This is a genomic window from Mammaliicoccus sp. B-M6, from assembly GCF_022386965.1.
GTDB classification, from domain to species: domain Bacteria; phylum Bacillota; class Bacilli; order Staphylococcales; family Staphylococcaceae; genus Mammaliicoccus; species Mammaliicoccus sciuri_A.
Genome location: NZ_JAJNHJ010000031.1, coordinates 1 through 16,060, shown reverse-complemented (window position 1 = coordinate 16,060; position 16,060 = coordinate 1). Strand labels below are relative to the sequence as shown.

15 protein-coding genes and 1 pseudogene are annotated in these 16,060 nt (G+C 32.4%); 8 read left to right on the top strand and 8 right to left on the bottom strand.

The window, feature by feature from the left end; translation table 11 throughout:
• Positions 1–88: 88 nt before the first annotated feature.
• Both LQ693_RS10730 and LQ693_RS10725 read right to left on the bottom strand, forming a co-directional pair.
• Positions 89–607: a histidine phosphatase family protein gene (locus tag LQ693_RS10730; protein WP_119594489.1), complete on the bottom strand. Its 519-nt coding sequence runs from the start codon at positions 605–607 to the stop codon at positions 89–91.
• Between the two features lie 97 nt (positions 608–704).
• Positions 705–1,454: a MerR family transcriptional regulator gene (locus LQ693_RS10725; protein WP_025906058.1), complete on the bottom strand. Its 750-nt coding sequence runs from the start codon at positions 1,452–1,454 to the stop codon at positions 705–707.
• 137 nt (positions 1,455–1,591) lie between these two features.
• Between LQ693_RS10725 and LQ693_RS10720 the strand changes: the two genes are divergently transcribed.
• Positions 1,592–2,170, top strand: a complete 579-nt coding sequence (locus LQ693_RS10720) for a GNAT family N-acetyltransferase (protein WP_025906056.1) — start codon at positions 1,592–1,594, stop codon at positions 2,168–2,170.
• A 130-nt stretch (positions 2,171–2,300) separates the two neighbouring features.
• Here the strand turns inward: LQ693_RS10720 and LQ693_RS10715 are convergent, their stop codons facing one another.
• Positions 2,301–2,642, bottom strand: coding sequence for a hypothetical protein (locus LQ693_RS10715; RefSeq protein ID WP_025906054.1), 342 nt, complete (start codon positions 2,640–2,642; stop codon positions 2,301–2,303).
• Positions 2,643–2,915: 273 nt separating this feature from the next.
• On the opposite strand from LQ693_RS10715, the gene pepF reads away from it, so the two are divergent.
• The 6 genes from pepF to lacD all read left to right on the top strand — a co-directional run bounded on the left by pepF (position 2,916) and on the right by lacD (position 8,649).
• Entirely contained in the window at positions 2,916–4,712 is a 1,797-nt protein-coding gene (gene pepF, locus LQ693_RS10710; RefSeq protein WP_103361013.1) for an oligoendopeptidase F, read from the top strand.
• Between the two features lie 191 nt (positions 4,713–4,903).
• Positions 4,904–5,650 (top strand): DeoR/GlpR family DNA-binding transcription regulator, encoded by a 747-nt coding sequence (locus LQ693_RS10705; protein ID WP_172965063.1) that lies wholly within the window; start codon positions 4,904–4,906, stop codon positions 5,648–5,650.
• Between the two features lie 141 nt (positions 5,651–5,791).
• The gene (locus LQ693_RS10700; protein ID WP_025906049.1) at positions 5,792–6,223 is read left to right on the top strand and encodes an RpiB/LacA/LacB family sugar-phosphate isomerase; all 432 of its coding nucleotides are present in this window, start codon (positions 5,792–5,794) and stop codon (positions 6,221–6,223) included.
• A 12-nt stretch (positions 6,224–6,235) separates the two neighbouring features.
• The gene (lacB, locus tag LQ693_RS10695) at positions 6,236–6,763 is read left to right on the top strand and encodes a galactose-6-phosphate isomerase subunit LacB (protein WP_103361014.1); all 528 of its coding nucleotides are present in this window, start codon (positions 6,236–6,238) and stop codon (positions 6,761–6,763) included.
• Positions 6,760–7,710, top strand: a complete 951-nt coding sequence (locus LQ693_RS10690) for a 1-phosphofructokinase family hexose kinase (RefSeq protein ID WP_119593739.1) — start codon at positions 6,760–6,762, stop codon at positions 7,708–7,710. Before lacB ends, LQ693_RS10690 begins: the two co-directional genes overlap by 4 nt.
• Positions 7,711–8,649: a tagatose-bisphosphate aldolase gene (gene lacD, locus LQ693_RS10685; protein ID WP_025906046.1), complete on the top strand. Its 939-nt coding sequence runs from the start codon at positions 7,711–7,713 to the stop codon at positions 8,647–8,649.
• A gap of 51 nt (positions 8,650–8,700) precedes the next feature.
• On the opposite strand, the pseudogene lacG reads toward lacD, so the two are convergent.
• From lacG to LQ693_RS10660, 5 genes and pseudogenes are all read right to left on the bottom strand, one after another.
• Positions 8,701–10,115 (bottom strand): annotated as a pseudogene (gene lacG / locus LQ693_RS10680) (6-phospho-beta-galactosidase).
• 17 nt (positions 10,116–10,132) lie between these two features.
• On the bottom strand, positions 10,133–11,824 hold the full coding sequence (locus LQ693_RS10675; protein WP_119593743.1) for a lactose/cellobiose PTS transporter subunit IIB: 1,692 nt from the start codon (positions 11,822–11,824) through the stop codon (positions 10,133–10,135).
• Positions 11,825–11,829: 5 nt separating this feature from the next.
• Positions 11,830–12,162 carry a PTS lactose/cellobiose transporter subunit IIA gene (locus tag LQ693_RS10670; RefSeq protein ID WP_119593745.1) on the bottom strand — a complete coding sequence of 111 codons (333 nt, stop codon included), beginning with the start codon at positions 12,160–12,162 and terminating at the stop codon, positions 11,830–11,832.
• Positions 12,155–13,024: a CAT RNA binding domain-containing protein gene (locus LQ693_RS10665; RefSeq protein ID WP_025906041.1), complete on the bottom strand. Its 870-nt coding sequence runs from the start codon at positions 13,022–13,024 to the stop codon at positions 12,155–12,157. Before LQ693_RS10665 ends, LQ693_RS10670 begins: the two co-directional genes overlap by 8 nt.
• 257 nt (positions 13,025–13,281) lie before the next feature.
• Positions 13,282–14,184, bottom strand: a complete 903-nt coding sequence (locus tag LQ693_RS10660) for a CvfB family protein (RefSeq protein WP_107596755.1) — start codon at positions 14,182–14,184, stop codon at positions 13,282–13,284.
• 143 nt (positions 14,185–14,327) lie between these two features.
• On the opposite strand from LQ693_RS10660, the gene LQ693_RS10655 reads away from it, so the two are divergent.
• Positions 14,328–15,929 (top strand): ABC-F family ATP-binding cassette domain-containing protein, encoded by a 1,602-nt coding sequence (locus LQ693_RS10655; RefSeq protein ID WP_025906039.1) that lies wholly within the window; start codon positions 14,328–14,330, stop codon positions 15,927–15,929.
• The last annotated feature ends 131 nt before the right edge of the window (positions 15,930–16,060 follow it).

The following is a 16,060-nucleotide window of genomic DNA, read 5'->3' as shown; positions in this document are numbered from 1 at the left end:
TCTATCAATTAGTTTACATAATATATATTATAGGAAGTTAAGTATATTGTCTTAGGGGACGCCTATTCTACATATATACCTAACTAATTTATGTTGTTATATGTTTAACTTGTAACGCTTCATCAATTGCATATAGATCTGGATTCTTTAAAGCTTTCCATTCATCAAAGCCAAATTGTTTGTCGAAATGATTTAGTAATAATGACATGATGTTTCCATGTGTCACGATTAATGCATGTTCATTTACTGGTATCGACTTAAATACTTCTAAAATTCGCTGTTGAGCTTCTAAACTTGTTTCGCCATTATGTATACGATAATGAAAGTCACTGAAAGTCATTTTAAGCTCAGTTAGCCAATTATCTATTGGTAAGTCAATTAAAATGCGCTCATTTAAACGGCTATCATAAGTTAACGGTGTTTTGTAATTTGTTAAATATGGTTTAATTGATTCATAAGTACGATTCATTTCACTGACATATATATGGTCAATATTGAGTTTAGCTAATACAGGTACTAATTGTTGTGCTGACTTAATGCCATCTGTCGTTAAAGCAGCATCAAATTCTTGTCCAGTAGCTTTGCAATGTCTTAATACATAAATCATTCAATCACTCCAAATTGATTTTAAGAAAGCATATCATACATCATGATAAATAAAAACTACTATAAATCGAAATAAATACGATTTATAGTAGTTTATGCTATTGATTCATTTTGACATAACTTGCAATTGCTTTACTAGCAAATTGTGCAGTACCGTCACCAAATTTATTAATATTTTTAGTGAATCTTTCATCACTTACATACATATCACCGATACTACCAAACGCTTCTAAACTATACTCGCAATCAATATTAGAAATTAAATATGTGTACCATCTTTGTACGATTGATTGAGCGATTTCTGAGTCTGGAGATTCATTTCTGTTTGCTGCAAATGCTCTAAAGATGTCATTCATTTCTTCTTCTTTTGAAACTTTTTCTTCTTTAGACCAACTATTAATGCGGTTGTTCGCTTTATCTACAGTTTTATTCCCCCACTTTTCACGAGCTTCAGCTTCATATTCATTCTGATTAAACTCAAAACCTATAAATTTATCTTCATTCGTCATATTAATTTCTCCTTTCATATGTTTCGTCGTTTGATCTATCGTTTGAATCATTTGATCAATTCTTGTTCTTTTATTGATGAGCATCTTTTTATGCATATTTAATGCTTCTTCTTTATCAAACGAAGGATCATCAAGAATTTCTTTTATCTTTTTTAGAGGAAAATCAAGCTCTTTAAAAAATAAAATTTGCTGTAATCTGTCTACATTCTCGTCTGAATACAATCTATAACCAGATGATGATACATTAGACGGATTCAGTAAATTAATTTCATCATAATGGTGAAGCGTGCGCACACTTATACCGACTAATTGAGCAATTTCTTTAACAGTCATTTCCATTTACTTAACCTCCTCATAACCCTACTATAAAGTCTTACGTTACGTTAGAGTCAACCATATAATCAAAAAAATAAATAAAGTCAATTTCGTACATGTTATAATACATTTAGAATATCACGTATGTCAGGAGTTTTATAATGAATAAAGAGATACAACTTGAATTAAAATTAGAAACATCTCGTTTAATACTACTAGCTGGAGAACAAGTTTTTTCATACAAAGAGACAATAAAGGACGAAATGCTGAACTCAGTAGATACGTTAAAAGATTGGGTAGCATTCTTCAATTATCAATTCGATGAATATAAAGTGACTGATTTTCTTAATAAATCAACTGACCCACAGTATAACAAAGAATATTTTAGATATTTTATCTTTGAAAAAGATACGATGCAATTTGTAGGATCAGTTGTCCTTCAAGATATCGATTTAAGATTACCATCATGTGAAATTGGCTATTGGGCAGTCAATTCAGGTTTAGGCAAAGGTTATATAACAGAAGCTATTCAATATATTACACAACATGTTATAGAAAACCATGGCTTTGTAAGAATAGAAGCATACATAGATGTTAAAAATACAAGAAGTATTAACACCATTGAAAGATGTGGATATGAACGAGAAGGAACATTAAAGAACTCAGATTTAAGCGCAGACCAACAAAGTATTATTAACGAAGCACTCTATGCAATCACGACACCTGTATATTTTAAATAAAGAAAGAAAAAGCGACTGGGATATATAGAAATATCTCAGTCGTTATTTGCAAGTTTGGGCAAAAGTGCTCATAACGCCCGACTAATCAATCAAAAAACGACTAAGATAGTTCTATATCTTAGTCGTTTCCCTATTTATTACGTCTTTTTAATTCATTAAATTGACGTCCATCTTCTATTGTTTCATCTTGACTATGTTTTTCAGCTAATCTTTTTTGATTCTTTCTCATTAAGTACCATGTTAATAAGCATACAAATAAACTTACGATTGCCATAAATGCGGCATAGCCTAATAATGGTTCGTATGTAATATCATAAAAATTAGGTAATATAAATGCGATCATACCTAATACGACAAATGTCAAAATTGCACTGATGACGTGTTTTTTAAGTATTAATGATGATAATACAGAAAAAACAATAACGACGACAAATGAAATCCATAAGTAGTTTGGGAAATCAAATATATTCAAGATGCACGCCTCCTTTATCTAGTTGTACTGGTCTATACCCCTTTTATTTATGTTTAATTACGATATAGATAGAAATTTGATTTATTTATATAAATTTAATTGTACATTTGCAATTTTGTTTAAATTTTACGGACATTAGCGCACAAATGTGACCAGAATGTCTAAGATAAATTGTTCGAATAGTGCGTTGTATCATATGACGTAGAAGATGTTTATATGTATAATATGTACATAAGTACATAAATAAGTAAATTTTTAAAAAAGGGTGATTTGATGGGACAATTATTAAGAAGCGAAGTTCCTGTTCAAGAAACATGGGATCTTTCAAGTTTGTATCAAGACAATGATGCATTTTACAGTGCATTAAAAGATTTAGTTGAGAACGTTACTGCATTTAATGAAAAATACGTGAATCAGTTAAATGAAATATCAACGATTGAATCTGCTTTACGTGAACAAGCTGATCTTATTGTAAGTATTATTCACTTAAGTACATATGCAGAATTACTTTATTCGACTGATACAACAGATGAACAAAGTCAAAAAGTAGCTGCACAATTTTCTACTACATATGGAAAAGTAGCTGGTTTATTATCATTTGTAGAGTCAGAAATTTTGCAATTAGATGATGAAGCATTCAATGCTTTAATTAAACAATCTGAGTATCCTAAATATTTAACGTTGTTAAAACGTCAAAAAGAACATACTCTACATCCTGAAGTAGAAAAAGCGTTAGCAACCTTCTCACCTACTTTTGGTGCGCCATATGAATTATATGGTATTACGAAAATGTTAGATATTGAGTTTGGTACTTTTGAAGCGAATGGAGAAGAAATACCTTTAGATTATGTATCATTTGAAGGTGATTACGAAGTTGACTCTAATACAGAAGTTAGACGAAATGCATTCAAGAAATTTAGTGATGCATTACGTCGTTATGAAAATACAACTGCAGCAACATACAACGCTCACGTTCAAAAAGAAAAAATTGAATCTGAATTACGTGGTTACGACTCAGTTATTGATTTCTTATTAGAATCACAAGATGTAACAAGAGAAATGTATGATCGTCAAATTGATGTTATTTCAGAAGAATTAGCACCACATATGAGAAGATATGCGCAATTACTTAAACGTACAAATAATCTAGATAAATTGAAATTTGAAGATTTACGTATATCATTAGACCCTACTTATGAACCGGATGTATCAATTGAAGGCTCTAAAGAATATATTAAAGAAGCATTAAGTGTACTTGGTGAAGATTATATGCAAATGGTCAATGATAGTTATGATAAACGTTGGATTGACTTCCCTCAAAACAAAGGGAAACAAACAGGTGCTTATTGTGCAAGTCCATACGGTGTTAACCCATTCATATTTATTTCATGGACAAGTAAGATGACTGAAGTATTTGTATTAGCACATGAACTAGGTCATGCAGGACACTTTAATTTAGCAAATGCACATCAAAATGTATACCAAGCTGATTGTTCAATGTACTTTGTAGAAGCACCATCAACAATGAATGAAATGTTAATGGCTAATAGTTTATTGAAGAAATCAGATGATCCGAAATTTAAACGTTGGGTTATTAGTTCAATTATTTCAAGAACGTACTATCATAATATGGTAACCCATTTATTAGAAGCTAAATATCAAAGAGAAGTATATAGACATGTTGATAAAGGTGAAGCACTCACTGCCCCACTTTTAAATAGTATTAAGAAACAAGTTATTTCAGATTTCTGGGGAGACGAAGTTGAAATAACAGAAGGTGCAGAATTAACTTGGATGCGCCAACCACATTATTATATGGGCTTATATCCTTATACGTATTCAGCAGGTTTAACAATCGGAACTGCTATGAGTCAAAGAATTGAAAAAGAAGGACAACCTGCTGTTGAAGATTGGTTAAATGTCTTAAAAGCTGGTGGTTCTAAATCTCCTGTTGAACTTGCTCAAATGGCAGGTATTGATATTACGACAGATAAACCACTTAAAGAAACAATCGCGTATATCGGTCATTTAATCGACGAGCTAGAATCACTCACAAACGAAATTGAATAATATCTTTTCTATTATTAATTTAGAGACTGGTACACTTTATTGTTTCAGTCTCTACATTTTCTTATTCAATATAAACATCCTTATTAAACAACTGTATTATATATATTATTCTAATTTTAATATTATTTGTGTTACAATATAATCAAACAAATTCGAACTTATTAAAAAGTTAATATATAGGAGGATCACAAGTGAAATTAAAAGTTGATAGGCACCGTTTTATAATGGATGAACTTAAAAATAATATGTCTGTGAAAGTATCTTCCCTTTCAGAGAAGATGAACGTTGCTGAAATGACAATAAGAAGAGATTTACAAGAACTAGAAAACAATGGTTTATTAAATAGAATTCATGGTGGCGCTAAATTAATTGAAGATAACTTATATAATGAAAAGTCACATAAAGAAAAGCAAACCATCAATGTTTCTAATAAAATGAAAATCGCTCAAAAGTGTGGCGAACTCATTCATAATGAAGATATTATATTTATCGGTTCAGGTTCTACAAATGAACTCATATTTGATTTTATTAAAGACAAGAACTTAAGCATATTTACAAATTCGCTTGATATATTCTTACAATATAAAGATTTATCGAACATTGATGTATTACTCGTAGGTGGTCGTTTCAGATCTAAAACGGGTACATTTATCGGACACTTTGCGAACAAAATGATGGAAGATTTTCATGTAGCAAAAGCATTTGTCGGAGTTAACGGTATATATGGTCAGAAATTAACAACTGCTAATGAAGAAGAAGGCAAAGGTATTCATATTATCTTGGAAAATGCAAAGCTTAAATATATCACAGCAGACAGCACAAAATTCGGTGTTCAAGCATTATATAACTTCTATAATATTAACGATGTCGATGCTGTTATATCAGATGATGATGTAAGTGAAGAAATATTAAACACATATCCAAACAAGATTAAATAGTTATCAAAATGAATATTAAAAGAAACGCAATATAGAATAGCATATCGCTATTTTATATTGCGTTTTTTATTGACAGAAAACATGTTTGATTTTATATTATAATTAACAAAAACGAACAATTACAAACATAGGAGGAAGTATATGAAAGTTTTTATTAATTGTATTCGTAAATCTAGCCCTTTAAAAGACAAGATTATTCAGGAACTATCTCATTCTAACATTGAATGGATTGATTTGTATGATGAGACACTTGAAGACGATGTGTTTGCTGTAACTGTAAATACTATAGAAGCAGTTAAAAATAATGAAGATACTAAGGCTTTAATCATTGATGATTATGGAATTGCACCATTCATTATCGCGAACAAACATAAAAATATAATCGCTGCTTCAGTTTCAGATGACCGTTCTGCTTATATGACAGCACGTCACAACAATACAAAAATTATGATTCTTGCTTCTGAAATTGTTGGCCCTACTCTAGCGGTTAACTGTGCTAAAGCATTTGGAGAATCATCTTATGATGCTGGCCGCCATCAAATCAGAATAGATATGTTAAATAGTTTGTGTTAAGGAGGAAGTTAAATGAAGATAGCTATTGGATGCGATCATATCGTTACGGATGAAAAAATCAAAGTATCAGATTTTATTAAAAGTATTGGTCATGAAGTGATAGATGTTGGAACTTATGATCATCAAAGAACACACTACCCTATTTATGGTGTAAATGTCGCAAAAGCTGTTACAGAAGGAAAAGCTGACTTAGGTGTTGTACTTTGTGGTACAGGTGTAGGTATTAGTGTTTCAGCAAATAAAGTACCTAATGCGAGAGTTGCGCTCGTGCGAGACATTACAAGCGCTCGTATAGCGAAAGAAAAATATAATTGCAATATTATTGGTGTCGGTGGAACGATTTCAGGCATTGATTTAATAACTGATATCGTTGAAACCTTTATAAATGCTGAGTATATCCAAACAACGGAATCAGATCAATTAATTGAACGCATGAATCAATTGTTAACAGACGACCAAGTTCAATATGATTCCAATCAGTTTAACAAATATATTGATAAATGGAATAAAGGAGAATATGTGGATGAGGTGAAACATTGAAATTATTAACAATTACATTAAATACTTCAGTGGATATCGCCTATCAACTAGATCATTTTGAATTGAACCAAACGAATCGCGTTAAAAATGTTATTAAAACAGCTGGTGGCAAAGGATTGAATGTTACGAGAGTAGCAAACATTTTAGGCATTGATCATTTGGCAACTGGCGTTATCGGAGGTACTACTGGTGAATTTATTAAGCGTGATTTAGAACAAGATCATATTAAACATGATTTTTATGAAACAAATATTGAATCGAGACAATGTATTGCGATTTTAAATGGCGCGCATCAAACAGAATTACTTGAACCAGGGTATTCAAATACGCAAGAAGATATTCAGTCATTTATGAAGCATGTGAATGAACTTATTCAAGCGCATGACATTATTGCGATATCAGGTAGTGCTCTACCAGGCATGAATGTTGAAACTTATCAGGCACTTATCGATTTCGCTGTTAGTCACGGTAAGAAAGTATTGTTAGATGTAAATGGTCATACTTTAAAAGATTTATTAAATCATGAAGGTCAAAGCTTACCTTATTTAATAAAACCTAATATCGAGGAACTAAATCAGCTATTTAATGTGAAAGATTATGATAATCACCAAGAGATTATCGAAGCATTGAGATCCCCTCTTTTAAGCCAAATTCCATGCGTGATGATTTCACTTGGTTCTAATGGTGCACTTTATAAATATCAGCATCAAATTTACAAAGTAAATATTCCTAAAATTAAAGCTGTTAATGCAGTTGGTTCTGGTGATAGTTCTATTGCAGGATTTAGTTATGGACTCATACATAAACATGATGTTCACTATGCTGTTAAATCAGCCATGGCTGCTGGAATTGCGAATGCTTTAGAACAGAAAACTGGATTCTTAACGAAAGAGAATTTTGAGTATTATTTAGCAAAAATAAAAATTGAACAATTGGAGTGTTTTTAAATGGTTAAAAATTTATCAAAACTCACAAACGATTTAGGCCAAATTGCTGCACTTGCCATTGATCAACGCGGTGCATTAAAGAAAATGTTTTGTGAAAATGTAGCATCAGAAACGATAGAAGATTTTAAAGTACAAATATCTAAGACATTAACGGAATTTTCTTCTAGTATATTATTAGATCCTGAGTATGGATTACCCGCTTCAAAAGAAAGACATCCTAACTGCGGTTTAATCTTAGCTTACGAAAAGACAGGATATGATAAAGCAACACCAGGTCGCTTACCTGATTTATTAAATACATGGTCAGTACATGCACTTAAAGAACAAGGTGCAGATGCCATTAAATTACTCGTATATTTTGATATTGATGAATCACAAGAAATCAACGCACAAAAAGAAGCATTTGTAGAAAGAGTTGGTGCTGAGTGTGTAGCGTTGGATATACCATTTTTCTTAGAAATCGTGTCATATGACGCAACAAATGATGATAATTTAAGCGAAGCATACGCAAAAGTTAAACCTCATAAAGTTATTGAAGCAATGAAATTATTCTCAGAAGATCGATTTAAAGTAGATGTATTAAAAGTGGAAGTACCAGTTAATATGAATTTTGTAGAAGGCTTTGGTGATAACCCAGTATATACGAAAGCACAAGCTCAACAGTATTTCAAAGAGCAATCAGTTGCAACGCATTTACCATTTATCTTCTTAAGTGCAGGTGTATCACCTACTTTATTCCAAGAAACATTGAAATTTGCTTATGAATCAGAATCTAAATTTAACGGTGTATTATGTGGAAGAGCAACATGGGCAGGTGCAACTCAAGCATATGTTAAAGATGGTGAACAAGGATGTAATGCTTGGTTAAATGATGAAGGTATAACTAATATACAAAATTTAAATAAAGTGATTGAACAATATGCAACAGCTATAAATTAATAATAAATACCCCGCTTCTATTTAATCTAGAAGCGGGGTTTAGTTTCATGTTTATTTTGTTTTATTCTCTAATGACTCAGATAGTGCTTTATACCATAGTGCACTTTCTTGATATATCTTTTCTGAGTTTCAAAGTCGATATAGAATAATCCGTATCGCTTATTATAACCATTAGACCAACTAAACATATCTTGCAATGACCAAACAAAATAACCTGTTATATTAGCACCATCTTTAATCGCATCACTAATGCTTTCTAAATGTGTAGCTATATAGTCAATACGTGGCTGATCATCTATGATTGTTTGTTCGTCTATAAATTGATCTTTATACCCAAGTCCATTCTCAGTGATCAGCAGCTTTTTATAATTTGGATAGTCTTCTTTAATGCGCATAATCATATCATATAAACCTTTAGGATAAATATACCAATCCCAGTCAGTCGTTGGAACGTCATGGTTTTTAACAATTTCAGCTATTTGTTTAAGTCTAAAAATCGAACTACCTTTGTCCCCTGTACCATTATGATGTATTAAGCTATCCGCTTCATTTGCTTTCACCCAATTACTTTGATAATAATTGATGCCTAAGAAATCTTGTAATTGACTAGCTTCTTCAATGATTGCCATTTCCTCTTCCGTCATATCTAATGAACCATCATATATATTAAGCAAATGATTAATTATATCCATTTTCTCACTAGAATATGCTCCTAAAAATGTACCATCTAATAAAAATCCATTGATAAATGTATCTTGTACTTTAGCAGCTTTCACATTTTCAGGGTGTTGATCAATTGGATAAATTTGAGTTAAAGCATGTATAATACCGATTTCTCCGTTATAACCTTTCTCTTTATAGAGTTTAACTACTTTACTATGCGCAACAATAAGATTATGTTGAGCTTGGAGACACTTTACGACTTGATATTGTTCACCAGGTGGAAACGCACCTGTTACATATTGACCTAAAGTATATGCGATCGGTTCATTAATCGTCATCCAATATTGAATATCATCTTTAAATGTCTCAAAGCAAAATGCTGCATAGTTCACAAAATGCGTGATGTTCTCCTTACATAACCAATCCCCTTGTTTGAATAGTTCTTCAGGCGTATCAAAATGATGTAATGTCACATATGGTTCAATATTATATTTACGACATGTCGCAAATACATTTTTATAATATGTTACCCCTTTTTGATTAACATCCCCATACCCTTTTGGAAATATGCGAGACCAAGCAATAGAAATTCTTAACGCTTTAATACCATGTTCTGAAGCTAATTTAATATCTTCTTCATATCGATTATGAAAATCACTTGCTGGATCTGGGCTGAATCTTCCTTGTTTCTCTAAAAATTCATCCCAAAGCACACGTCCCTTTCCATCTACTTTGCTTGACCCTTCTACTTGATATGCTGCAGTTGCAGCGCCTAGTACAAAAGTTTTTGGTAATTCTAACATGCTTATACTCCTTTAGTTTATTTTTCTTCTGATAGTAGTTTGTATATCTTCTCTATTGCCGCTTCTCCATCTCTTGTAAGTGCAATATATTCTTTACCTGTTGTTGTCATAAGAAGAGCATTATGTTGGTCAGTATATTTCTTCATTTCATTTTTCATTGAATCCATTTGAGGGGCTAATATAACAATGTTCATATCTTTAATTAAATCCATATCTTGACCATATGCTCTCGCAGTAGCATTTAAATGAATGTTTTGTTCTTTAGCAGCTTTGTTTAACGAATTAGCGAGTATACCACTTGTACCTCCACCAGCACATACGACTAATACGGTGACGTGATCCTTAATGTCATATTGAACTTTAGTATCAGTAGTTTCTACCTGACTATTATCGTTTGACTCTACGTTTGATTGAGGCTGCACAATATTTTGACTTTCAATCGTACCGCGTTCTTCACTCACTTTAATGCGATCATATGCTTTAATAAATGGCATCCAAATCACAAAGTCGAGTATCATAATAACGGCAATTAATAATAAAGATAATGGCGCAAAGTTTGATGCCATATAAATAACTATAGGTCCTGGTGTCGGCCATGGTAAGAAATGCATGAAACCATTCATACCAAGATTTTCTACGAAGAATTTCAATACCCATGAGTTAAGAATTGGTGTCACGATAAAAGGTATCATGAATACAGGGTTTAAAATAATTGGTGCACCAAATAATAAAGGTTCATTTACAGCAAATGTTGTAGGAATAAATGACGCCTTACCAACAGCTTTAAGTTCTTTAGACTTACACAAGAATATAAATATATATGGAACTAAGAATGTGGCACCAGTACCTCCAATCAGTGCTACAAAGTCTTGTGTACTTTGTGTTAATGCAATATGTGCGTGTTGACCTTCTCTAAATAATCTTAAGTTTTCAACTTGGTTGTTATACATAATCGCAATAACAGCAGGACCTACTACAGATGGTCCATGTACACCTATAAACCAGAAGAAAGCTATAAATCCGAAGATAATCGCAAATCCTAAGTAACCATTTGCAGCAGTAAATAATGGTGACAGTATAATTGTCGCCAATTCTGCTAAGTTACCATTAGCAATTTGACGAATGGCGATATCGATAATCCAGAATAAACCGACAGAAGCGGCAAACGGGATCATATCTTTAAACGCTTGTGCGATATTACCAGGTACTTGAGGTGGCATCTTGATTGTGATATTTCGACCAATAAAGAATTTATAAATGTTCGGTATTACAAATGCCACGATAAATGATGCGATAAGTCCTTTAGTACCAAGCATGTCAATGCTTATACCGTCTTTAACGGGATTCATCGCTACAATTAGTAATGAAGATTCGGCAGCTACGAATGTTGAAATGACATTGATTTGGTTCGTTTTAGGTAATTTTAAGTTTTTATTGTCAGTTAATGATTTCGTAACGGTTCCTGCCATATAAAGTGCTAACATACCCATCGTGAACTGATAAACTTTCATAATGGTTGTTTCGATATTTTTTGGCCAATGGAATCCCCAAACGTTCGGTACGTAAGCAACTAAAATAAATAATGATGAAAATAAAATAACTGGCATTAATGCAACGAAGCCATCTCTAATTGCTGTTAAGTATGGATTAGAAGCCACTTTTTCAAAAAATGGTTTCATCTTTTCAATAAATTTAATTATCTTATTCACATGTATCACCAATTTTGTTTTAAAGTTTGAAGTTGTTCATAAATATCAATGATGTAATTTACAGAATCACGTAGTGCCATCGTTGTCATTAAGTGATCTTGACCGTGTACCATAATAAAACTTAATTCAGATGATTCACCACTTGCTTCTTGAGCTAAACATTGGGTTTGTTCTTTATGTGCTTCCGTTATATATGTATTTGCACTTTCAATATGACTACGCGCTTCATCAAATAGTCCGTTTTTAGCTTTTTCCATAGCAGCCATAACTTCTCTTCTTGCATCCCCAGCTATCGCAACAATAGTGAAACCTACCATCATATTCTCTTCTCTACTCATCTTTTGTTGTGCCTCCTTTTTGTGATGATATTATGCGTTCTATATGCAACTGAAAATAGAACAAGTGATGTTGATTAATAACAATATTGAACTTTCTTGATATGGCGTTATATAAGTCTTTTGCATACAAATAAGAATTTGGATAGTGTGTTTTTAAATGCTGTTGGAATGATATATCAACTTGTTGAGATAAGTCTTCAGAATAATCAAGAATGTGTTCCGTTAAATACTTTAAGTGCTGAATGAATCTATCATTATAATATTCATTGGACCTATTCCGTGTGATACCTATTTGATTTAAGCAATTGATTAAATCGTTCAGTTGAATATTTTTATTTTTATAAGCGGTTTGATTTTCGATACCCTCAGGCTGCTCAGCATTGATAAAATGTAATGCTAGATTATTTGCTTCATATGCTGGAAAAGAAATATTTAAATTTCGTTTAATAATCGTCAATGCGTATAAACTAGATTCAAATGCACGAGGATGAATGCTTTTAACATCAATAGAAAATGTCTGTATCTTTTGGTTGTTTTGATGAATATTGACAGCGTGATGTAAATGGTGTGTTAACGTGACATAAATATAATCTTGAAACGTAAAATCAAATTTATGTTGAACATCATTTATGATTTCACAACATGTCGTAATAATAGGTACGGGTACATCATTAACTAATGACTGTAAATGAAATCTCACTTCTTGATTATCGAGTCTAAAGATTTTCTCGGGTGTTTGATGAGATAAGAAATCACCTTTCTTTTTTGAGAACACGATCCCTTTCCCCATAGCGATTACTTCTTCACCATTTTCAGTGATGGCAATAGCAACATTATTGTTAAGGACTTGTTTGATTATCATAGGCAGCAATACCTCCAATCATTTGAAATAAAAAATACCACAAGACTTAGAGGTGACTGATGCACCTCAAGAATTGTGGTTTTCGCCTAATTGAATAGTCACGATCCAAACATTTAATTGTTTATTAATGTTCGATATTGTTACATTTATAATTTACAACGCTTTTTAAATTATGTCAATATTGTAATTAAATGGAATATAATCGCAATAAAAAACCAAACTTAACTTCATTTAGAAGTGTCAGTTTGGTTTTATGATTAGTCTTCTTTTTTAACTTGAGCCCAACCTTTTTTAGTGATGGTAATTTTACCAGTCTCGATTGTGATCAATTTTTGTTTATATAATCTACCGATAGCACGTTTGAAACTTGCTTTACTCATATTAAAGACTTCTTTAATTGCTTCTGGGTTTGATTTATCCCAGAATGGTAATTCTCCGTCATATTCTACAAGCAAATCAAATATCACTTGGCCATCTTCATCTAGTCTTTCATGTGCCAATGGTAAGAATGAACCATTTAATTCACCGTTTTCTTTTACCCCGATGATTCTGACATCCATTTCTTCGCCTAGTCTTGGTTCATGCTTACGTTCTGATTCATGCACAAAAATTTTATAACCATCTTCAGATAATAGGAAAGTACCTACTCTTAATAAACGATATGGTCTTGCTGTTACATGTTGATGTAACATAGATTCTTCAGCCGTTTTGTACATCGTGTCGACGATTGTTTCTGTTGCTAATCTCGCAAACATTTGACTATTACTATCTATTCTAAGTGTACAGAATATCATGTCACCGTTTTGTGGCCATAGTTCTTTAACTTTAGGTAGATCTTCCCATGGAATGAGTACTTCTCTAGGTAATCCTACATCTACTGCAGCACCATCACGGTCTACTCTCAATACTTTTACCCAATCATAACGGTCTTTTGTAATAGTTGGCATGTTTTGTGTAGCAAATAATTCTCCAGATCGGCTTGGATATACAAAGAAACTATAATCTTCACCGATTTCTAATTGATCGTCATCTTCGACTTCTGAAGCATTCATTTTAATAGGTTCGCTATTTGGTCCAAGTAAATGATAAGTTGAACCTTCCAATCTATCCACTTTTAAAAAGTCTATGCGACCTACAAGCGTATCTTTTTCGTTTGTCATGTCATTCTCCATTCATATGTTTTTCGTTTATTCATTATAACATGCATTTTGCTTCGTGTAACGACTGTTCAAACTCTTGCCCATTTTTGTTTCATTTATGATATAATTCATCGGTAGAAGTATTAATGAAAAGGAGTCATTTAATGTTACAAGTTACGAATGTAAGTTTACGTTTCGGTGATCGTAAGCTTTTTGAAGATGTAAATATTAAGTTCACACCAGGTAACTGTTACGGACTTATCGGTGCTAATGGAGCTGGGAAATCAACGTTCTTAAAAGTATTATCAGGCGAATTAGATTCTCAATCAGGTCATGTTTCACTTGGTAAAGATGAACGTTTAGCAGTATTAAAACAGGATCACTTTGCGCACGAAGATGAAAAAGTGATTGATGTTGTATTAAAAGGTCATGAAAAATTATGGCAAGTTATGACTGAGAAAAACGAAATTTATATGAAACCAGATTTCTCAGATGAAGATGGTATGCGTGCAGCAGAACTTGAAGGTGAGTTTGCTGAAATGAACGGATGGAATGCAGAAGCGGATGCATCTGTATTACTTTCAGGTTTAGGTATTAAAGACGAATTACATGACAAAATGATGTCTGAATTAGAAAACAACCAAAAAGTAAAAGTACTTCTTGCTCAAAGTTTATTCGGTGAGCCAGATGTTCTATTACTCGATGAGCCTACAAACGGTTTAGATATTAAAGCGATTGCTTGGTTAGAAGATTTCTTAATTAATTTTGAGAATACAGTTATCGTCGTATCACATGATAGACATTTCTTAAACAATGTATGTACACATATAGCTGACTTAGACTACGGCAAAATTAAACTATTTGTCGGAAACTATGACTTCTGGTATCAATCAAGTCAACTTGCTACTCAAATGGCTCAAGACCAAAACAAGAAAAAAGAAGAACGTATTAAAGAATTACAAGACTTTATCGCAAGATTTAGTGCGAACGCTTCTAAATCTAAGCAAGCAACAAGCCGTAAGAAAATGCTTGAAAAAATTGAACTCGATGACATTCAACCATCATCAAGACGTTATCCATTCGTTAATTTCACAATTGAACGAGAAATCGGTAACGACTTATTACAAGTTCAAGGTCTTTCAAAAACAATTGACGGTCAAAAAGTATTAAATAACGTTTCATTTACAATGAATCCAAATGATAAAGCTGTATTAATCGGAGAAAGTGAGATTGCTAAAACTACCCTACTTCGTATTTTAGCTGGTGAAATTGAACCAGATGAAGGAACAGTTAAATGGGGCGTTACAACTACACAATCATATTTACCAAAAGATAACTCAGATTATTTCGAAGGAATAGAAATGAACTTAGTTGACTGGTTAAGACAGTATGCACCACCAGAAGAACAAACAGAAACATTCTTAAGAGGATTCCTTGGACGCATGTTATTTAGTGGTGAAGAAGTTAAGAAAAAAGCAAGTGTCCTTTCAGGTGGAGAAAAAGTAAGATGTATGTTAAGTAAAATGATGTTGTCAAACTCTAACGTATTATTACTCGATGAACCAACAAACCACTTAGACTTAGAAAGTATCACTGCAGTCAATGATGGATTGAAGAACTTCAAAGGATCATTAATCTTTACTTCATATGACTTTGAATTTATCAATACAATCGCTAACCGTGTAATTGAAATCAAAGAAGACGGCGCAATTTCTAAAGAAATCAGTTATGAAGAATACTTGAGAGATCAAGGTGTATATAACTAATTAGCATATATATAACTGAGACATGAGGACATGTCTCAGTTCAGAGTGTCGACAAAGTCTTAGACTTTGCCGGCATTTTTTTATGCGCATGCTTTCCGCGGGCATGTTCTCAGCCTGTAGTCTTCGAATCA